This is a genomic window from Spirulina sp. LEGE 11439 (assembly GCF_059821285.1).
Window position 1 is genome coordinate 25,124 of record NZ_JCAMRX010000042.1, and the last position, 21,291, is coordinate 46,414.

Annotated in this window: 15 protein-coding genes and 1 pseudogene; 10 read left to right on the forward strand and 6 right to left on the reverse strand. The window is 45.3% G+C overall.

Annotated elements, in window-relative coordinates; all coding sequences use genetic code 11:
- Nucleotides 1-46: 46 nt before the first annotated feature.
- On the reverse strand, nt 47-1,012 hold the full coding sequence (locus AC6RV6_RS22245) for a DUF1822 family protein (protein ID WP_500243070.1): 966 nt from the start codon (nt 1,010-1,012) through the stop codon (nt 47-49).
- 18 nt (nt 1,013-1,030) lie between these two features.
- Nucleotides 1,031-1,681 (reverse strand): sigma-70 family RNA polymerase sigma factor, encoded by a 651-nt coding sequence (locus AC6RV6_RS22250; protein WP_500243071.1) that lies wholly within the window; start codon nt 1,679-1,681, stop codon nt 1,031-1,033.
- A 187-nt stretch (nt 1,682-1,868) separates the two neighbouring features.
- Between AC6RV6_RS22250 and AC6RV6_RS22255 the strand changes: the two genes are divergently transcribed.
- Nucleotides 1,869-2,066, forward strand: a complete 198-nt coding sequence (locus AC6RV6_RS22255) for a hypothetical protein (RefSeq protein WP_500243072.1) — start codon at nt 1,869-1,871, stop codon at nt 2,064-2,066.
- Between the two features lie 408 nt (nt 2,067-2,474).
- Nucleotides 2,475-3,824: an XDD3 family exosortase-dependent surface protein gene (locus tag AC6RV6_RS22260; RefSeq protein ID WP_500243073.1), complete on the forward strand. Its 1,350-nt coding sequence runs from the start codon at nt 2,475-2,477 to the stop codon at nt 3,822-3,824.
- Nucleotides 3,825-3,945: 121 nt separating this feature from the next.
- Here AC6RV6_RS22260 and AC6RV6_RS22265 read toward each other — a convergent pair whose 3' ends face one another.
- Nucleotides 3,946-7,482 (reverse strand): two-partner secretion domain-containing protein, encoded by a 3,537-nt coding sequence (locus tag AC6RV6_RS22265; protein ID WP_500243074.1) that lies wholly within the window; start codon nt 7,480-7,482, stop codon nt 3,946-3,948.
- A gap of 324 nt (nt 7,483-7,806) precedes the next feature.
- Here AC6RV6_RS22265 and AC6RV6_RS22270 point away from each other — a divergent pair, with 324 nt between their 5' ends.
- From AC6RV6_RS22270 to AC6RV6_RS22280, 3 genes and pseudogenes are all read left to right on the forward strand, one after another.
- Entirely contained in the window at nt 7,807-8,526 is a 720-nt protein-coding gene (locus AC6RV6_RS22270; RefSeq protein WP_500243075.1) for a hypothetical protein, read from the forward strand.
- A gap of 36 nt (nt 8,527-8,562) precedes the next feature.
- Nucleotides 8,563-9,435, forward strand: coding sequence for an alpha/beta fold hydrolase (locus AC6RV6_RS22275; protein ID WP_500243076.1), 873 nt, complete (start codon nt 8,563-8,565; stop codon nt 9,433-9,435).
- Nucleotides 9,436-9,593: 158 nt separating this feature from the next.
- A pseudogene (locus AC6RV6_RS22280) lies at nt 9,594-9,872 on the forward strand (DUF6679 family protein); the annotation flags it as partial.
- A 188-nt stretch (nt 9,873-10,060) separates the two neighbouring features.
- On the opposite strand, the gene AC6RV6_RS22285 reads toward AC6RV6_RS22280, so the two are convergent.
- From AC6RV6_RS22285 to AC6RV6_RS22295, 3 genes are all read right to left on the reverse strand, one after another.
- Nucleotides 10,061-11,695 carry an MBL fold metallo-hydrolase gene (locus AC6RV6_RS22285; RefSeq protein ID WP_500243077.1) on the reverse strand — a complete coding sequence of 545 codons (1,635 nt, stop codon included), beginning with the start codon at nt 11,693-11,695 and terminating at the stop codon, nt 10,061-10,063.
- 98 nt (nt 11,696-11,793) lie between these two features.
- Entirely contained in the window at nt 11,794-11,916 is a 123-nt protein-coding gene (locus tag AC6RV6_RS22290; RefSeq protein ID WP_500243078.1) for a DUF8629 family protein, read from the reverse strand.
- A gap of 44 nt (nt 11,917-11,960) precedes the next feature.
- Nucleotides 11,961-13,883 (reverse strand): cation:proton antiporter, encoded by a 1,923-nt coding sequence (locus AC6RV6_RS22295; protein ID WP_500243079.1) that lies wholly within the window; start codon nt 13,881-13,883, stop codon nt 11,961-11,963.
- 298 nt (nt 13,884-14,181) lie between these two features.
- On the opposite strand from AC6RV6_RS22295, the gene AC6RV6_RS22300 reads away from it, so the two are divergent.
- The 5 genes from AC6RV6_RS22300 (at nt 14,182) to AC6RV6_RS22320 (ending at nt 21,190) form a co-directional block, all read left to right on the forward strand.
- Complete coding sequence (locus tag AC6RV6_RS22300) at nt 14,182-15,525, forward strand: ArnT family glycosyltransferase (RefSeq protein ID WP_500243080.1); 1,344 nt, start codon at nt 14,182-14,184, stop codon at nt 15,523-15,525.
- A 221-nt stretch (nt 15,526-15,746) separates the two neighbouring features.
- A complete protein-coding gene (locus tag AC6RV6_RS22305; RefSeq protein ID WP_500243081.1) occupies nt 15,747-16,535 on the forward strand; it encodes an eCIS core domain-containing protein in 789 nt (262 codons plus the stop codon).
- Nucleotides 16,536-16,540: 5 nt separating this feature from the next.
- Entirely contained in the window at nt 16,541-18,517 is a 1,977-nt protein-coding gene (locus AC6RV6_RS22310; RefSeq protein ID WP_500243082.1) for a C2 family cysteine protease, read from the forward strand.
- Between the two features lie 40 nt (nt 18,518-18,557).
- Nucleotides 18,558-18,992 carry a hypothetical protein gene (locus AC6RV6_RS22315; RefSeq protein WP_500243083.1) on the forward strand — a complete coding sequence of 145 codons (435 nt, stop codon included), beginning with the start codon at nt 18,558-18,560 and terminating at the stop codon, nt 18,990-18,992.
- A 293-nt stretch (nt 18,993-19,285) separates the two neighbouring features.
- Entirely contained in the window at nt 19,286-21,190 is a 1,905-nt protein-coding gene (locus tag AC6RV6_RS22320; protein WP_500243084.1) for an ATP-binding protein, read from the forward strand.
- Nucleotides 21,191-21,291: the final 101 nt, after the last annotated feature.

Genomic DNA, 21,291 nt, shown 5'->3' on the forward strand with positions numbered 1-21,291 from the left:
AAAAAAATGGCAAGTGGTAGATAGCAAAGTAATGGAAACACCAAAATTAAATTAGAAAACATTCGGTTACAATCACTCCTCCTAATGCTATTTTGATACTAAAACGCTCCCCTAGTTCTCCACTGAAGTGAAATTCTAGGGCTTCGCTGCTCCGTGCTTCAGCCTGCATGACCGATCGCCCTTTCGCATCGATTAAAAAAAGCTGTAAATCTTCCGGTAACTGGTGCTTTTGACTAATAGAGGCAACTTCTATAGAAATGTCGCACTCTTTCTCTTGATAGGGTTGGGTGAAACCCACAAATAGAGCGATTCTTTCTTCTTCCCGTTCTAAATCAAAGAATTTTCCTCGAGTAACGCTATTTTTTGAATTGCGGGTATTTTTGGGATTCAAGACCGAAGAACTTCTGAAGTTTGTTGCGAGGGTCGGTTGATGTCCCAATATTGTTTCGAGTGTTTCCCAACCCGCATCGATCGCATTCTCTAACCAATGACTCAAACAAACGATCGCTTTTTCTCCTGGCGGACTTTTCTCAAGGGTGACTTGTAGAGAGTCCCAGAGAGTTTCGAGGGGAGAAAATTGAGAAAGCGGTACATTTTCGCGATCGCTCTCAACATTAGCCATAAAGCCCAATAATTTAGCCTCGCTGAGTTCTCGGTTGAATTGTACGGGAATATAGCCCCGACGATCTTCTCGCACCTCAAAGGGGATTTTACAAGTCTCAGAGTCGGGCAAAACGGGACGGCATTCAATCTTACCGTAACCCTTCACAAACAAATCTGCTGTATCGCTCAGAGTTTGCATGGCAGTATCCCAACTATCTCCAGTTTCCAGATCGCTGTCAATTTCTAGGGTTGCGAAATAATTGCGAACAGCACAAACAGCAAGAGTATTGAGATAAACTTGTTTGGCTTTTGGAGGGTTGGGATGTTGCTCCCAAAATTGTTGAGCTTGGTGACGATCCATAGGGGTTAAAGAAATGAGAAAAGGCGAGGACTCAATGGAAATATTCATGACTCTTGTTTGGAAAAATTATGGCAATAGATAGGATTGAAACTGAGGTTTGAATCGTTTGAGATTTCGCTGATAAAAACTGCTGAGGGTGGGAATTTTAACACCGAGTTCGGTGGAAATTTCTTGCCAAGACCTTCCTTCTATGGTTTTGAGTGCGATCGCTTGGAAGGTAGCGTGAGGTTTATCCGCGACGTGGGTTGTTCGGAAAATACCGTCGGGATCGTCCTCGATATATTCTTGCAAATTACCGTCTGGCAAGGGTAGAGAAGCATTGTAACTGGCGATTTTCGCATCTAGATCGTCGAGAGTCATGCGTTGAACATTTTGTAAGGATAGGTTTTTATTCTTTCCCAATTGAGTGACTTCGCCGATCGCTTCGGGAAATCGCCGTTTGAGGAGAAAGTTAACCCATTGCAGCACTTGCCCTCTTTCGGGATTGTAGGTGTTTATTTTGCGAAAGATATAACAAAATAAATTTTGCTTGGCGATCGCATAAATTTCCGGGTACAGCCCTCTTAAATGGGACGGGACGTTAGGATGACAGAGTTTCCCCGAGTTTTGTAAGGTTCGCAGCAGGCGATCGATGGTTTTTCTTTGCACCCAACTTCCTTGGGGATGTCGTTGTGCTTCGAGAGCCAGCGATCGCAAGCGTTCGTCAATTTCGGACATAATTCCTTGGCAGGATGCTAATTGGCGAGAGGCACATAATGCCTTCTATCTCTTTCTCAGAGAAATTCAAGCAGCTTTATGCAGGCAGATTAACTCGTTACAGAAGGAAATAATTTTTGAGATGCCGCATAAAAGTAAGAGTTAAGGCCAGAGAAATAAGATAAGAAGTTCAATTCGGGGTAATTCAATGATGTCGATCGCTCAAATCGTTCGCGATGCGATCGCCCGATGCTATCTCACTCGGGATGCAGAAGGGCAATTGCGAGATTTACTGCATGGAAGTCGGTGCGATCGCACTGAGTTACAGGCGTTTTTTCAGTTGCAACAAGCTGTGATGGAAGGACGAGTCAAACAACAGTCCCGCGAGGAATTGTCAGTCTGTTAACTTTCGTAACGAATCGTAAATTACTGCATAAAGCGATCGCAAATCCACCGAGAAATTATTAGAGGCAAAGGGACTGTTTGCCCGCGCCTGATAATTTCTCTGGAGGCAAGAAACAATGATTTCTAACTTCTAATGATTGCGCGATCGTTCTTTTTATATTTCTCGATTTAGCTAAAATTGACGACATTTTAGCAGGAGGATTTTTAGTCTTTTTTGTAGTTAAAAAATTATTAGAAAAGCGATTAAAATCTGGAGAAATTTAAAGATTAGATGAAGTTGTGTATTTACGGCAAAACTTGTTGTAAAACAAGAATATACATCCGACAAATCACTCAAATCCTCTCTGTGATTTAGCGGAGAATTAGATTGTAGAAAAATTTTCATTCGTGCTTATCTACCGAGGAAATTATGAAAGGGATTCAAAAATTTACAGGACTTTGTACTGCGGCCATTTTGGGTGCGATCGCGATCGCTTCCCCTAGTGCTGCCTCCTCTTTCCACAACGGCTGGCACTACACCATCGATGCCCGTCATGACAGTATTGCCAGTAACGGAACAGGTGGCGTTGACGTGGGAAACACGATTTACGAAATGTATGGCATGGCCATTCAAGAAAATGAAGCAACCGGAGAGATTTGGGTGGCTTTAAATGCCAATCTTCCGACCACTGGACGAAGCGTTCCTACAGAAGTTAATGGATTTCCAGTTCCTGATGGCAATGTGGGTTGGGGAGATATGTTTTTCGACTTTTCTGGCACGGGTAATTTTCAACAAGCATTTGATGATGGTCAAATGCTAGGTGTTCGTTTTTCTCCCAATAATGATTCTGGGGTTGGTATTGGAGTCTACCAAAATGTATCGGGACTCAGCGTTGTCAGTCAAAATGCAGGCTTTTGGAATCTCAATTCCTATAATCTTGAGGTTGTCCAAGAAGGCTCCGGATTGGAGTCATGGATGGGAGATTTAGCGTGGGATGATTCCTATTATGGTCGTTATACTGGCTCGGGTTTCAGGATGCCTAATGTAATTGGGTCTGGCGATCGTATTGGCGATGTGACCATGCGCGATCGATCGGAACTCGAGGCACAAGGATTCGATCCCGGTTTCTTCTTTGAACAAGGTGCCCAGATTTTCGGGTTTAGTTTTCAAAAACCCGCACAGATGATGGGAGATTTTTTAGCCACGATTTTAGAAGAGTGTTTGAACGATGGGATGACTCTATTAGGGAATTTTCCTCCTCCCGAACCCATACCCGATCCCGATGACGGCTGTGCTGTCACTTTGGGTCAACTCAAATCCCTAGCACCAGATGTCGTCGATGGAGAATGGAAAATTTTCTACGATACTCTCTCCCATCAGTGGTACGATCCCCCTGCTTATAGCGGATATACTTTTACAACAACTGGCGGTTCGCTATTTACTCAAATTAAAGGGTTTCCTTGCGGGATTTCTACAGATGATAAGTTTTCCGTATATCCAATATCGGGAGGAAAACCATTTGGTAAATTTGGTGTGGGTGATACTCTAGATTTTGGCACAGGAATTACAGAATTTAAAGTTGTTTTTCCTTGGGAAGATACTGGCAACCAAGACCCATTTGCGTTACAACTTTCTTTTCAAGATGAAATTAGCAGTTTCAAAATGCGTCCGATGACAGAAGATGAAATTCGTGCTTTAATACCTGAGCCAAATGCCACTCTCGCTCTGCTTACTGTCGGTGCATTGGGTTTAATGATGAGAAAAAACAAGAAAAAATAGATAGTTGGTAAACGGTTGTTGCATATTACACTCTATCTAACTCTATCTAATTAGTCCGTGAAATTGCGTTTTTTAGGTTGAAGGAGATTTTGGCAATCTCCTTCAATTTTATAAGATATATTCAATAACGATCGCGTAACAAAGGATAGCACTTTACATCATTCTCCTGGTAATTTTGAGAACTTTCTGAAGTCAAAATAACTTCACCATTGGGCAATTTCATCCACCCCTCAGCTTCATTAATTTCCGTTAGGGATTCATTGGGTGAAATTTTACCGACTTCCAACTCTACCCACCCCGCACGCACGCTACGAGAACCAGAAACATTATCGGGAGTTTCGGGAATACCGCCTCGTCCCGTTTCGTAGAATTCTCCGCGTGCGTTACCATTAGCTGTACGTCGAGTTTGACAACGATCGCCAATCGGAGTTTCGGCTAAACCTTCAGGTAAGTCTACATCAGGTTGAAAATTATCAACAATTAACGTCGTCGTACCATTGATACCAAAACTAGAACTTGCACTCAAATCGCTTTCTGGAGTGCGAACTAAACGCCCCGGATTGCTGAATCCAAAAACGCCTTGCGCTTGCACAAAAATATTCCCTCCTCGTCCTTCAATAGCAGTCGCAGCAATATCGCTATTTTCTGACAATACAGCCAATACAAAACCCCCAGCAGTAATGGAAATATTACCCCCATTTCCCGTTCCTAATGCCTCCGTGAGAATATTGCTGTTATAGCGAAGCCAAACATCGTTTGCCACTTGCAGATTAATATTTCCTCCTTCGCCCGATACCGTTCTTGCAAGAAGATTACCGCGATCGGAAAGCAAAATAGATCGAGCCGAAATTTCTAAATCTCCTGCACTTCCCGTTCCCGTTCCGCTTACAGTGACTTCAGCACCATTTTTTACGGCAAAATCTCCTGTATTCAGGCTAATACCTCGGGCATTTCCAGAACCAAGACTTTCAAAAAATAAACCACTCCCGTCACCAGTAATATCGATCGATTCAGCAGCATTCACGTTTAAAAAACCGCCTTGTCCCGATCCCGAAGTCGTTGCAGAAATTTGACCACCATTACTAACTGTTAAACGTTGAGTATTGATATTTAATTGTCCTGCATTGCCAGACCCAGAAGAATTAAAAAAGAGGCGACTGCGATAGCGTCCATCTCCTGACATTCCACTAATCGTAATATCGGATGCGCTAACATTAAAAGTTCCCGCATTACCCGTGCCAATGCTTTGAGCCGAAACATTACCACCATCACGAATGATTAATTCTTGAGTCGTTAAATTAAAATTACCCGCATTTCCTTGTCCGGCAGTTTCATATAATAGACCACTAGGTGCTCTCGAACCCGATCCTATTACTTCAACAGATTCACTGGCATTGATATTCATATTTCCTGCTTTACCACTTCCATAGGCTGTTCCTGAAACGATTGCACCACTTAATACGGATAATTTTGGTGTGTTTATATCAAGTTGTCCTGCATCTCCACTTTGAAAGCCACCGAAAATGAAAGCTGAGGGTAATCCTCTCGGCTCAGTACCTACCAAATCAACTGAATTTGAAGTATTAACAACAATTATGCCTCCCCACCCTTCACTATCACTTGATGTGTTAAAATAAGAGCCGTTTCGCAAGATTAACTGCTCCGCATTAATAGCTATCGTTCCTGCATTTCCTAGAGGTTGATTTGGAGAATCAGGATCGCGATAGGTGTTAGCAAATACAAAGCCATAATTAAAATCTTGTTTAGAAGCATTAAGCGTAATTTTTCCTGCATCACCTTGCCCAATTGTGTTAGCATAGAATCCGCCTTGTTGCTCTGTTCCAAATACATTTCTAACAGTGATTGCTTCTGCATTGACGATAATTTCACCTGCATTCCCAGTGCCTAAACTTAAAGTCGAAATTTTCGCACCATTTTGTAGGTTCAAGGAGGATGAAGTATTGATAGTAATTGCTCCACCTTGTCCATTACTATTCGAGGTATAGCTACGACTAAAAAGACCATAATTTAAAGATATTGCTTCTTGGGTTCTTAAGAAAATTTCTCCACCTAGTAAACCATCAGCTTGAACAATACCCCCTTGGTCAATATTTTCTTGAGCAAGTAAGTAAATACTTCCTCCATTAGCCAGAAAATCTTTATTTCCTGATTGGTCATAAGCAGAAGCTGTGATGGCTTGATGCAAAATTGACTCGCGAGAATCGACGATAACTATCCCTCCTCCGTTATTATCTTCCGTATCAATTCCACCGTTGATCGTAATTGTACCAGGTAAAGAATTGGGTAGATACTGATTAGTTAAGAAAACATTTCCTCCAGTACCAGATCCGACTGAAGAAGGTTGACGCAGTGTCACAATTTCTCCTGTAATAATATCAGCACTGGTAGGATTAGAAAAAGAAACTGGTGTAGCTGAACCCGGTAAAATCACTGTATTTGTTGAATTTATAGTATTCTGCAAAATCAACGGGAGTCCTCCTAATTTTGACCAGTCAATTCCGGCACGGATATCTAAGGTATAGTATTTATTTCCTTCGACAGTAACTGTATTTCCTTCTGTGGAAGTAAAAGTAGCAAGGCTACGCAAAAAATCATCAGAGTTAGTCGGATAAATACTGTTTGTTGTATCAACATCATCAATAACTACATCTCCAATCGTAACGCTACCTCCCGCAAGAATGTGAAGAGATGCTCCAGTATAGTTACTAAGAGTTACATTTCCAACTGCTAAAACAATTGGATCCTTCGGACTATACAAATCTCCTAAATTCCCATCTAATTGTTCAATGCGAAAATTGCCCCCACTCCAATAATGTGCATCTCCTCCTACGGGATTTGCACTGCGAAACGTCATATTTCCCCCGGAAAATAAACCGCTATCGACATGATTCAACGCAAAGATATCCACCGTGCGATCGCCTTGCACCAATAACTCTCCTCCCGCCGCCGCCACAAAAGGACTCATATCACTATCCCGAATTTTCAACTCATCCAAAGCCCGTAAAGTTAAATCCCCTCCCGCAAGTAACTGTCCTTGTAAATCCAGATTTTCCGCCCCTAATAATAAATCTCTCCCCGTTTCCAAAATCCCGCGATTGGTAATATCTCCCGCATTACTTCCATATTGCAATCCAGGCGTAATATTCATCGTCAGCAACGGAGAAGGCGACTGAGGCGCGATCGCACTGTATTCCAACCCATTCCCAAAAACAAAACTATCCGCCGTCGTCCCTACAAAAGAACCGCGAATATCGAGACGAGCATTGAGACCAAAAAGAATACCATTAGGATTGAGCAAAAACAAATTCGCATCCCCATTTACCCCTAATGTTCCCAAAATTTGTGAAGGATCTCCCCCCGTAACGCGGCTGAAAATATTCAAAATCTCCGCAGGATTGGCAAAATATGCCCCTTGTCCATTGTTGATATTAAATTCAAGAAAACTGTGAAATAAATTGTTTCCTCGGATTGCCCCCCCTTCAATCAAATCCACTAATTGCCCATTTAAATCCACATTGGGATTCAATTGGGAACTTTCCTTCCCCAACGTACTATCCGGGACGATCTGAGCCGTTGCTACACTTCCCGGAAAGGCGATCGCGATCGCCAAAAATGCACCCCATCGAGTCATCTGCATTCTCCCCCTGAAATAGAACCTCTAATCCTTTACTCTGGTAGGAACAAAGCATTTTATGCAGATCGGGGAAATTGATACAAAACTTTACAAGTTACGGAAATTTTGTGTCGTCCAACTCGACCTATACTTCAGATCGCGAGACAGGGATAACTCTTCCAAGGTTTTCGGAATATTGCCCTGTCCCGTCTTGTAAAATTCTCCTCGTGCTGCGCGATCGCTATAAACTATGGCGAGAGCTTTAGATTAGACTGAGGCTATTGACTCGGCATCGCGACAAAATTGCGTCCCGAGAGCGATCGTTCACCCAGTTAAGACAATCGAGTTATGGCGGCGGGGCTAAAATCATCCACCTTGGGACTGTTGAAACGCTTTAACCAAGCATTTCCCCAGTTCTACGAACAGTTTGTCAGTAGCGAAATCCAATTGCAAAATTTGCGCTTGGCCTACCGACTTTATAAAACGAAACTGGCAACCATTGAAGTTCGTCCCGAGGGTTCTAAAAGCGCTCTTCATTTTGCCTACCGCAATCAATCGTTCTTATTGAGCGACATTTTTGGTGTTTTGGCGGCCTACGGTTTGACGATTCACAGTCTGAGTTTGTACGGTCAAATCAAACCTCCCATGCTCGTTTTTATCAAATTAGTGGTTTCTCGTGGCAACAAGGCATTAAGCGACAAAACTGCCGATAATGTCTGTCGCGCCATTCGAGAAGCCTTAGCTGGACGCTTTGAGGTGGAAGAGATGCTCGCCGTTGAATTTAACCTCGATGCGGGTTTGGAGCAAGTGGAAACGGAATTCTACGTCGATCCGGTTTTTCATTTACCGGCTCTTCTCATCGAAGCAGATAATCAACCGGGCTTGTTTTATAAAGTCATGTACGCCATTTGGCAAGAAGATTTATTGGTCGTTAATGCAAACTTACTGGTTTGGCGAGGAAGAACGCGCCTGATCCTCTATCTATTGGGTCCGAATGAAAGTTTAATTCCCGAATATCTCGGTCAAAAAATTGCTGAAAGCGTTCGCTTTCGATTAATGGGAGACTAGAGGAGGGGATGTATAACCCTTTGAGTAGGATGAAAAATGGCTAAGATCGATATTCTGGGAGTGTCTCATACTTACGAGCTAACCTCTCCCGTTCCCAATTCTCAAGCTCCCGTTCTGGTTTTTCTACACGGCTGGTTGTTGAGCCGAAAATATTGGTATCCGTTAATGGCAAAATTTCGCGATCGCTATCAATGCTTGCTCTACGATTTGCGAGGATTTGGAGAATCGCAACTCCCCCGCCTCTCTGCTAATATTTCCCATTGCTATACCTTGGAAGCTTACGCTCGAGACTTAGAAATTTTGCTCGACAAACTCGATATTTCCCGAGCTTGGGCGATCGGCCACTCTTTGGGAGGCAGTATTGCCCTGTGGGGAGCGGATTTATTTCCCGCCACTATTGAAGGGGTAATTTGTGTTAATGCCGGTGGTGGTATCTATTTGCCCGAAGAATTCGAGCGTTTTCGGACTGCGGGTAAAAATATCGTCAAATATCGTCCGAGATGGCTTCACCACCTGCCTTTAATCGATTTGATCTTTACTCGCACAATGGTTGTGCAACCTTTAGCACGTCATTGGGGAAAGCAAAGATTGCTCGATTTTCTCAGTGCTGATTCGCAGGCGGCTTTAGGTGCTTTACTTGAAACGACAACAGAATCAGAAGTACACGCTTTGCCACAAATTGTCGCCCGTATCGAGCAACCCGCTTATTTTTTGGCTGGGGCTGGCGATCGCGTCATGGAACCCCAATACGTGCGACATTTAGCCAGTTTTCACTCCCTCTTTCATCCGGCTGGGAACAATGCGATCGAAATTCCCGATTGCGGTCATTTTGCTATGGTGGAACAATCTGAAAGGGTGAGCGGTGAAATATCCACTATTCTCGATCGCCATGCTTGTTGCGATCGCTAGAAATCTTTGCGTTTCTCGGCAAGTTTACGCGGTTGTGAATGTTAAACTAAATTAATGACTCTATTCGCGGGGTAAAATAAATAATGACTCGTCAGCGATCGCGAGAGTCAATAATTTTCCCTCCCAAATAAGAATCTTCGACCAAGGAGAAATTCGCTATGCTACACCGCAAAATTTATCAAATTTGTTCGGAAGGTCGCGAGGTTAGCGTATTCTTGCGGGATCAACAACGATGGATAGAAGATGCCAAAATAGTCGATCTAGAAGGTGATGTGGTGACAATCCGTTATGAGACGGAAGACGAAGAAGAAATTAGTGCTTGGGAAGAAATTGTTCGTCTAGAAAGTATTGGCACAATTACGCAAAAAATTGCTTCCGTTTCGAGAACCACCTCAGAAATCCCCGTTACAGAAGATTGCCACGAAACCGAAAAACTTTCCCTGATTCAAGATTCAACTGAAACGGGAGATCGCCGTTTGCATTCCTCACCCCATACTTCAGATATTGTATCTGGCGAAGACACCATCACTGAGAATACAGAACCTTCTTCACCCTCTTCAACCGCCGAACCCATCGATCCTACCTCTCCCGATATGAGCGAATAATAATTGCTCATTTTCATTGCTCACTGCTCAGTTGTTTTAGACTCGAAAACCGGACAACACCCTTGAAGCGTAACTTTAAACCCGTAAAGTGGTGAATTGCGATTAAAACAGCGTTGTCTAAATTGGTGATGGCAGTTCTCGCAATTTTCTTCAACAGCTTGCATGGGGCGACGGCTTTGGGATAAAAGTTCTCGTTGGGTAAGTCCTCGCAGGACTAATTCATTGCCTTGCCAATGTGCTTCGAGTAAGCCCGTATCGGCCAAAGTTCGCCAATGAGACGTTTCTGTGAGAGCGTGAGGCAAAATGATTTGGATGGCGTTTTCAAGTTCGACGATTTCCCCTTCATAGGGAACAGAAACCGGGAGGGGGGGTTGAATAAAGCGATCGCCGACGGGGAGTTCCACAAGAGTTCCCGTAGCGGGGGAATGTAACTGATAGCGACTTTGTAATTCTTCTAAAGCAATCAAATCTGCGAGATAGGTGGGAGAGCCGTGAACGAGAAGAACGTGTTGGGGACGGACATTATGAATGAGTTGAGCGGTGTTGCGCCCGTCACTATGTTCTGATAACAAATAAGTCTCTAAAGTAATGCTGGGAAAATCTTCTAAGGTTTCTGGATGGGGCATCGCCGTGCGTCCGGGATACTCGGGAAATAAAACCGTCCATGTTCCGTATTGGGGCTGGCAATACTGCTGCCAGCGATCGCAGCGATCGACGAGAAGGACGCAGGGAAACGTGGCAATTGCTTCTATTCCTTTGTCTGGTAATCGACGGACTCGCGGTAAAACCTGTTCGTCCCAAAATAAAGGCTGATGGCTGGCAAAGTTCTGGACGGAAGCAGGAAGATGGGGTAAGAGATCGATATAGGTATCACAAGTTGCTGCCACGCCTTCGCTCACCCAAATATCGAGATCTCGTCCGGTAAATTGATGCTGCGATCGCAATAACAATAAAATTTCTTGTGCTAACCCCATCGTTGGCACTGGCAATAAGACTGAATGTCCGAGGGCGATCGCGGCATCGATTTTCCCCATCAACTGTTGTTCGAGTTGTCGCCGTCGGGGATGCCGGGCCGAGCCATAGCTTCCTTCCACGATCGCGACATCTGGAGAAAATCCGCGTAGAGATTCGATGGATAATCCTTCCACCAAACGGGCATTGGAGAGAAAAAAATCTCCCGTATAGAGTACGGTGTAATCTCTTTGAGGAGAATGGCAGGAAAGAACAATGGCCGCTGCTCCAGGTAAATGACCCGCCTGAAAAAGCTGAATGTGCAAATCCTCAAATAATGCGATGGGCGATCGCCAAGGCAAAATTTGACAAAATGACTCAATTGCTGACTCCTCCGGCCAATTTAGAGGTAACAAACGAGAAGTCACCTCGCTACCATAAATTGGCATTTGTGGAAAATGTCGGTGCAGTGAGAGCAAACCCCGAGCGTGATCGGCGTGAGCGTGAGAACAAAAGACAAAATCCGCAGGAGGTTGGGCTGATTCTAATAACGGAGAAATATCTCTCAAGCCACAATCGAGGAGAATGCGATATTTCCCCATCCATACGAGCAAGCACACCCCTTCCGTGCCATGTCCTGCTCCGTAGGGATAGCAGGCTAAAAAATGAGCCGGATGAGAAGAGGATGAATGACTTTGACGCATGAAATTTCGATGCGGATTAGGATGCAGGAGAAAGAACAATTGCCCCTAACAAGCATTTATTCTTGCTCTCCCCCCTGCATTCTGCGAGTTGTACTGGCTTAATGGGCCGAACCATTCCCATGATAATTATCTGAGTCATAAAAGCCATTTTTCGTGCCGTAGAAGAGAGTTGCCACAGTAAAAATAGCAGTGAGGATTAATAAAATAAACTTAACATCCATTGTTGCTTTTTCCTCGATTTTGGTTTCTTCTTATCATAGCTTCATTATTCCGGTAGAGGGACGGCAAGGGGAATTTCTTCAACTTCCGGTAATTTTTCTAAAGCCAAACGAGAAGAAGAAGTTCCCCCAGAAAGGCGTTTTAAAAGTTTGGGGCGGGGATCGTGGAGTAAATAGATGATGCGATCGCCGGCTTGCCATTGCTCTGAGGCTTTGGCAACTTGCAAGCCTTTTTGGCGCTGTACCAATAAGGGCAAGAATTCCCCTGCTCGAATCATCGCTTGCAGGTGCGCCTGCTGGAAGGAGAGTCCGGCTTCTTTTAAGACAGTCTCCCCTAACTTGATTTGTCCGTCAGTAATATATTTATTCCATTGTTTAATAGGAACCTGAGTCATAAAGGCTTGAGCGATCTTCGCGTTGATTTTTTTCGCGTTGGTTTTTGCGGTTTCCTCGCGATCGCTATTGTGATTTTGGGGAAAAATTGCCAAAACCCGAGGCGGCTCGAATTCTTCGAGGGCGCGTTGAGCGAGGACGGAGTTGACCTCTCCATTACTCGTCAGTGCTAAAAAGGTGCCGATGGATTCCAAACCAGCTTCTTCGAGGACATCGGCATCAAGACCGCTACTTTGAAAAACTTGTAGATTATACTCCCGAGCGCGATCGCAGGCATCGGCATCGGTATCGATCATGACCACGGATTCCCCCTGTTCTTGAAACAGCCAGCCCACCAAGCACCCCAAGGGATTGCAACCGATAATTACGGCTCCGGTGGCTTCCGAAGAAGTAATCCCCAAACCTTTAGCGATCCAACGGGCTGAAAGTCCTTGAATAAAAACTGTCATCATAATGGTCAAAAAGACCAAGGCTTTAATAGATTCTCCCCCATTAATCCCCTGTTGGGTTAACAAAATGGCGAATAAAGAGGCAACCGAAGCCGAAATAATCCCTTTGGGTCCCACCCAAGCGACAAACAATTTTTGCCGCCAAGTCAAGGGACTATTAAGAGTACACAGGGTCACGCTAATGGGACGCACGACCAACATGAGGAGAAAAACCGTCAGTACGCTGCCCCATCCCAAAGCAAAAATACTGGCAATGGATAGATCTGCCGCCAAAAGTACGAAGAGGACGGATACACCTAAAACGGTTAATTGTCCCTTAAAGCGGCGCAATAACCGTTCCTCGGGCAAAGAAGAGGCTCTGAGAACAATTCCGGCAATAACCATCGCCATTAAACCGGATTCGCTGATCAGAGCTTGAGATAAACCGAACAATCCCCAAACCCCCGCCAGTACAACGAGGTTTTTCAGGTCTTCCGAGAGAAACTGAGCGCGTTTAAGGAAAAAACCCAAAAGCCAACCCCCCAAACCACCAATCAGCGCTCCTAATCCTAAGCGCATGAGTAAAGAGGCAAAAATGGCCACGGGGACGGCATCTCGGTTGAGAATTGTATCGAGAACCACGACGGCCAGAATTGCTCCCACCGGATCGATGAGAACCCCTTCCCCTTCGAGGAGAGTTGCCACTTGGCGATCGACAGAAACTTGCTTGAGTAAGGGACCGATCACTGTCGGACCGGTTACGACCACGAGGGCAGCGTAAAGAAAAGCGATCGGCCAAGGAAATTCGCTCAACCAATGGGCGGCCATGCCTCCCCCCAGCAGGGCAATGAGAGTCCCCAAGGTGACGAGATTGCGTAGACTGCTAGAAACCCGCTCTAACGCTCGCAGTTCCAAATTCAGACCGCCTTCAAAGAGAATAATCGCAACAGCGAGAGCGACGAGAACTTCTAGTCCTACTCCTAACTCGTGAGGATGCAGCAGATCGAGTCCGTCCGCCCCCAACGCCACCCCAAACAGAAGCAAAAAAACAATGCTCGGTACCTGCAAAAATTCGCCAAAAACCTGAGCGCCGATCCCAGCAAGAACGGCAATAACAATTTGTAAAGTTAAAACAAAGGATGATTCCATAAATCTGGCGGGTACGAAGGAGCAGTATTCCAAATGAGGGCGGGAAGGGAACGATCGCGTTAATCTCTCGGCCTAAGCGAGAGCGCTTCTCTCAAGGTTTTTGGGGTCATTATGTTGGGAAATTTTTCGTGATTTTATGGGGAAATCTGAGGACTAGCTTGGATAATAACAAAAGGATTCTTTTCGTGTCGGGTATTTTAACATTTGGGTTTTCTTTCCCGTGAACCCCGTCCTATTTTCTTTTCTTGCAATGGTCGGCAAGAGTCCAAGCTAACTCATACAGTGATAAGAATTTTTTATGGAATATCGGAGTTCTCTCAAGCGGCGATCGCGTCGTTGCTTCATTTCGGAGGATCGGTGGCAAGAGTGGGGTTGGGGGTTGGGGTTATTATTGGCGGCTTTGTTGTTATTCGGGGTAAATTTAGACCTGTCGCCCTTACAACCGATGGAAATGGCAATTGCTCGATCCGCTCGGACGATTGCAGCATCTCCTCATTCTCCCCTCGATTGGTTGTTGACTCCTTTCGGCGAGCAATTTTCGCTGGCCAAGCCGCCGCTTTTGCCCGTGGCGATCGCTTTTGTTTATCGTTGGTGCGGCATCGATTCGGCCGTGACACGTTGGCCAATAGCCGGACTGGGGGCGCTATCGGTGTTTTTGCTTTATCGCACGGGTCGAGAAATTTTTCCGAGGCGAAGAATGGCGATTTTGGCGGCGGCGATTTATCTCGTTCTTTCTCCTCTCATTCCTTTGGGACGATTTGCCCTACCCACAGTGGCGAGTTCGAGTTTGATTATCGTGACGATGTGGTTAACCTTGCGATCGCGCCGGGATTTTCGCTGGACGATCGCGATCGGTTGGGGGTTGAGCTTATTATTTTTAACTCAAGGCTGGCTGGCAATTGTTGCGGGAGGAATGATTTTGGGATTTCTGGTTTGGGATACACCCCGACTTCTGCGATCGCTCTATTTATGGACGGGAATTATTTTGGGGAGCTTTCCCGCGATCGGTTGGATTTTGGTTGCCACGCCATCGACTTTATTTTCTCTGTCCGATCGCTCTTCGTTAGCCTTGAGTTTGTCTTATGGCTTAAAAATCTCGTGCTTTGCTCTACCCGGTTTATTCATCGGCGTTGCGGGTTTATTATTTGCGATCCCTCGCTGCAATTGGGGATGGGCGAAATTAGCTTTAATTTGGTTTTTCGGAGCGGCGGTCACTATTCCCCTTCTCTCTTTTTCCTTCGAATCGAGTTTGCTGCTTTTTCCCCCTTTAGCTTTGGCGGGTGGGGTGAAATTGAATGAATTGCTGGATTTACCGAGAGATCGCTATTCCCTATTGGGTTGGTCTCAATTGGCGATCGCTTTGGCCTTCGCCGCCATCATCTGTAGTTTGGGTTTTGCTTGGTACTTTCCGCTCGATCGACCTTCTCTTCTGGTTTTTACCGCCGTAGCCCTGTGTTTGGCTATGGTAGCCCTCGCCGTGTCCCAACGCGATCGACAATCCCTGATTGTCTTATTTTGGGGAATGTATGTCGCTCTGTTTCTCTTTATCGGCATGCTACCCGATCGAGAACTCGGTTCGCCTGCAATTCTGCAAAATGCTGAAATTCTTAGCGCGATCGCGGCAGTACGGGAATCTGGATGACAAACTCAGTTCCTCGTTAATCTTCTACCATCATTGTTGCACTACCGCTCAATTTCCTTTACTGGTCGTGATTCCCCTCCCGTTTCTAACGGGAGGGGAATCACGACATCTAGTTGGAATGTAGAATGAGTTTGTATCAGAATAAAAGAAGCACAAGTTAGTCGTTTGCGTTTTTTATAAGCCAAAATCTCGTTCGAGTTTGTTTGTAACTGATAACTGAAATGTCATCCCGCAAAATTAAAACCCATCAAAGTCATTGGCAACCCGCCAAAACTGCGGCAAAATCTCAAAAAGACCATTTGACTTTAGGACAATCTTTACCCACTGCCAGCGAAATTCAGCAGGCATTTGCCAACTTGCCCTCAGATGCGATGATGGGCAACGTACAAACCGGAAGCCTAGAGCAACCCCTGCAAACCAAATTGCAACTCGGATCCGTAGGGAATAAATACGAACGAGAAGCCGATCGCATTGCCAAGCAAGTCGTCACTCAAATTCACAGTTCTACCTCGGCGATCGCACCTTCTGACAATACTGAGAATAATAATTCGCTGCAACGACAAATTTTTTCTCATGTCACCCCAGTGGCATCGACTGCTCCAAAGCGAGAACCCAATCTCGAAATTCAACAGAAAATTTGGCGACAGGTTGCCGCTACTAATACGCTAGATGGGGGGACGCTTTCGGGGGATTTCGAGCAAAATCTCAACAGTGCCAAAAGTGGCGGACAACCCCTCGATGCCAACATCCAAGCTCAAATGGGAGGAGCAATGGGGGCGGATTTTAGCGGGGTTAAAATTCATGCAGATGTGCGATCGGATCGCTTGAGTCGCGCGATTCAAGCAAGGGCTTTTACTACGGGAAATAATGTGTTTTTCAAGCAAGGAGAATACAATCCCAACAGCAAAAGCGGACAAGAACTCATTGCCCACGAATTAACCCATGTCGTCCAACAAAATCAAGGGGTTGCTCGCAGTCCTATCATTCAGCGACCAAACTTCATGCAATGACTTGCATGAAGTTTGGTCGCAAATGGAAAGAAGAAAAGAAAAATCTTGACCCGAATGATAAATTGCATGAAGTGATTAAAAAAATAAGAGGTCTAAAAAATTTTTTGATAGAAGACTTAATGGAGGGAGGTATAGAGCCCAAATATCATTCTCTGTATTTGGATACCTCAGAGAGATGTATTCAATATTTGAATCTATTAGAGGAGGTACAACGCACAATCGAGGCTTGTATAGAACAATGGGACAGTACCAATGAAGTGGGTGAAAATAGAATAGCAAAAATGAAAGAGTTGGCAATACCTTTTCAAGCTGAATTTGACATTGTACGAAAAAAGCTAGGAGCGATTGAAGGGGACAAAGTCTTAAAAGAAGAACGCCAAGCCACACAACAAGATAATCCTGATTTGAATTGGGGAATTGCTCCTCCCGGAACGCAGTTTTACACCTTTCTAGAAACAGCCGCCCCCAATGCTAACGATCCATTAATTCCAACACTTAGCGCTCCAATCCCAGAAACTAAAGCGGCAGAGATATTTGATGAGGAGCAATTCGTTGAATATCTCAGACCATTCGATCGGCGAGCAACGCCAGATCCCGAAAATGAAAAATATTGCATCGTCAGGGCAGGTGGAAGAGAATATGCTGTTGTCTATCAAGATATTGACTTCAAGCCTGTAGGGGGATTTCAACAGATACCCGATCGCGAAGGGCAACCCGGTTATGTCCCTTTATTTCCACCTGAAGGCATTTCTCTCAAAGATGTTAAACAAACAACGCTAGGAGATTGCTATTTACAAGCGGCTTTAGCCAGTATTGCCACTCAACAACCCGCTCGGATCGAAGAAATGATGCAAGAAAATGATGATGGAACAGTAACAGTGAAATTGTATGAAGTCGATACCAGCGATTCCGCAAATCCCCAATTTACTCGCAAATCCATCAAAGTTCAAAGATCGCTGCCTTTATCTTCAGATCGAAAAGAGCGCGCCTATAACAAGGGAGCATTATGGGTATTAATGATTCAAAAAGCTTATGCTCTAGCGGGTTTTGGTTCGGATAAAATAACTCCCAATCCCTCCTATAAAAATATAGAAGGTGGAACGCCCAGCCCGGCGTTTCAACATCTTCTTGGTAAAAAAGCGTCGAGTCAGTATCTCATTCATTATGAAAGTCATAAAACCTTTATGGAGGCTGGAGTTCCGTGGAGTCAGAATGCAATTCAAGAATATGAAACTGTTAAATCGGCTACTCCCGATGACTATTCCAATTTAATTTTACTCACCGAGATTTTTGGAGATAACCGAAGCAAAATCGATGCGTGGATGACCTACGTTCAAAGTGAAAATATCGAAGAAAAAATCAAGCAAATGCTCGATATCGAGCTTACAGAGAAGGACAAGATGTTAAAGCAGAATGAAGGGGGTGCTGTAGTCAAACTATCGGATATTGAAACATTATTTGCCGGTCAATCCTTTACAGGCGAGATTATGGCATGGATTGAAAGCAAAAATATTTTCCCGGGGGAACTGGGAACGGCAATTTATTCCCAAAAACAAATGGAGGATTTCGCCGCTATTAAAGTAGCGTTATCTGTAGCAAAACCTGTTGCTCTCACGGCTAAAGCAAAACTCGTTCCAGACGAACAAGCTCAAGGCAGAGGTGCTTCGGGAGGCGAACAAATATACAAAGGAATTGTAGGAGGACACGGTTATGCAGTTTTAGCTTGCAAAACGACAGCTTCTCCCAATCCCGAAGACACCAATGAAGGACAATATCACTGGATACAAGTCTTGAATCCTTGGGGGAAATACAGTCGGGAATATTATAATAATGAGAATGGTCTCCAAGCACGAGGACACGAAGGTCGTGGAGACGAAGGAATCTCTTGGATCGAACTCAGCGATCTGACGAAATACTTCTTAGGACTAGCGATCGGTCAAGATCCAGGGGAGGTTTCTGGAGGTCCGGTTATTATGATTTAAATTGAGATTGAGACGGACTGATTCAAACTAGCTAGAACCCATGATTTTAATTTTAGAATTGCTGGTATTTTGTGGCATTATTGCGGGCATTTTCCTCTTTGCTCAACCTGCTTTGGCTGCTTTACCTCCCCTTGCCGATGAGGAGCGAGAAGCGCAAACTGATTGTATCGTTATCGGCAGCGTAACTCATGTCTCTCATTCTGAGGTGAAAGCGAAAGCCGGGACGGATATTTATAACACCGTTACCGTAGAAATCGAAACCATTGAGAAACCTTCGCCAACGCGAGAATTAAGCATGGGTTCGACGATTGAGGTTTACTATTGGCAAGTGGGAGAGCGTCCCCTCGGTTGGGTGGGTCCTGGAGGACAATATACTCCCTTGCGTTTGGGTGAAAAATATCGTCTTTTTTTGCTGGGAGGGGGTGCGGATAATTTTACGTTGTTAGAACCCAACGGCTGCGACAGGATTAATTGATAAATATTTAATTTGCGGGCTAATCTTAGCGATTTTTATCCCCTCTAAACCCCCTCCTTTGTAAGAGAGGGAATTTTTTTAAACCTACTGTTGTAAGGGGAGAATTTTTAGCACCTACTTTTTTACTAAGAGAGAAAAATATTTAAAATCGACTTTGTTATAAGCGGGGAAAAATTTTCAAAGTTCCCTTTATCAAAGAGGGTTTAGGGAGATAGAATAAAAAAAGCTCTCATTCCCACAACTGGGGTAAAAAGAAATGAAAAATTTGACCGATTTATTAACGCAAATCAACCATGATCCAAGAATCCAGCAACGAACTCAATGCCTTATACCAAGCGATCGCGCAAATCCGATCGCGTCTCGAAAGTTATAGCGAACAGCAAAAAACCATTGTTATCGAAACGCCCGTTATTCCTCCTTCTCTGCAACGATTGAGCGATCGCTTCAATCTCTCCCCCTTCGAGTCAGAAATTTTGCTCCTCTGTGCGGGAATGGAACTGGATCCCCAATTCCCCCAACTCTGCGCCGCAGCCGCCCAGAACCCTCAAGCCAGCGTGCCTACTTTTACCCTCGCCCTTTCTCTCTTTCCTGATGCCCGATGGGAGGCTCTCTCTGCCCAAAGTCCCTTGCAACACTGGCAGTTAATTCGCATTTCCCCTCACGCTACCCTCACACAAGCTCCTTTGTCCCTCGATCGCCGCATTTTTAGCTATCTCCTCAATATCCCCGATCGCGATCGCGAACTCAAAGGTTGGATGCGTCCCGTGACCGAAGACCCTCTCCCGCTTCCCCTTTCCTACGAAGCGATCGCCGCAGAAGCGATCGAAACGTGGTCTCAAGCAACAAAATGTTTGCCCATTTTGCAACTATGCGGCAAGGATGCGGACAGCCAGTTAAATATTGCCAAAACCATTTGCGATCGCCTCGGCTTCAATCTCTACAGTCTCGAAGCTGCCATTTTACCCATCCATCCGGGGGAACTCGAACAACTGCAACATCGTTGGCAACGAGAAGCCCTACTCGGTCATCACGTCCTGTGGATCGAGGGCGAACTGCCTTCTCATTCTGAACGTTGCGTTTCTCTCCATCGCTTCCTCATCAATCTGCAAACCCCCGCGATCCTCAGCAGTCGCGATCGCCAGTATTTGCCCCGTTGTTCCACGATTACCCTAGAAGTTTCCCCTCTCTCCCACGCCGAAAAGCAACACCTGTGGGAACTTCACCTTGGAGAAACCGCCGCCGAACTCAACGGTCATCTCGAACCCCTCATCGCCCAATTCAACCTCAACCCCCGCACCATTCAAGCCGCCTCTGCATCCATACAAAACAATCGCGAGAATGTCCCCGAACGCCTCTGGCAGTTTTGTCGCCAGCAAGCGCGTCCCCGTTTGGAGCACCTCGCCCAACGCATCGAAACCACTGCCACTTGGGACGACCTCGTGTTGCCTCTCAAAGAAAAGAATATTTTGCGCGATTTAGCCGCACAGGTGCAACAGAGAGCGATCGTCTGCGAAAAATGGGGGTTTGCCCGCAAAAGCAATCGCGGCTTGGGCATTAGCGCTCTTTTTGCTGGGACAAGCGGAACGGGGAAAACCATGGCAGCAGAAGTGTTAGCAAGAGAATTTAACCTCGATCTCTATCGCATCGATCTCAGCGCCGTCACCAGTAAATATATCGGCGAAACCGAGAAAAATCTTGCCCAAATCTTCGCTGCTGCCGAAGCGGGAGGTGTGGTTTTGCTTTTTGACGAAGCCGATGCCCTCTTTGGCAAGCGCACCCAAGTCAAAGACAGTCACGATCGCCACGCCAATATCGAGGTGAGCTATCTCCTGCAACGCATGGAAGCCTATCAAGGTTTGGCCGTGTTAACCACCAATTTAAAAGATAATCTCGACCAAGCCTTTCTGCGTCGCCTGCGCTTCATCGTTAATTTTCCTTTCCCCAAAGCCGACGCGAGAAAAGATATTTGGCAGCAAATTTTTCCAGAACAAACCCCCACCCAATCCCTCAATTTTCGCGGCTTGGGGCAGTTGAACGTAGCGGGGGGCAATATTCGCGCGATCGCCCTCAATGCTGCCTTTATTGCTGCCGAGAGCAAAGAACCCGTCGCGATGCACCATATCTTGCAAGCTACGCGATCGGAATATCTCAAGATCGGACGCAGCTTGACCAGTACGGAGACTCAAGGCTGGATTTGACCAAAAACCTTGGAATTGCCGCTTTAAATCTGTACGAAAATATGACTTTTTCAGACGGATTTGTAAACAAATATTACAATAATGCTGTCATACTGGCTTGG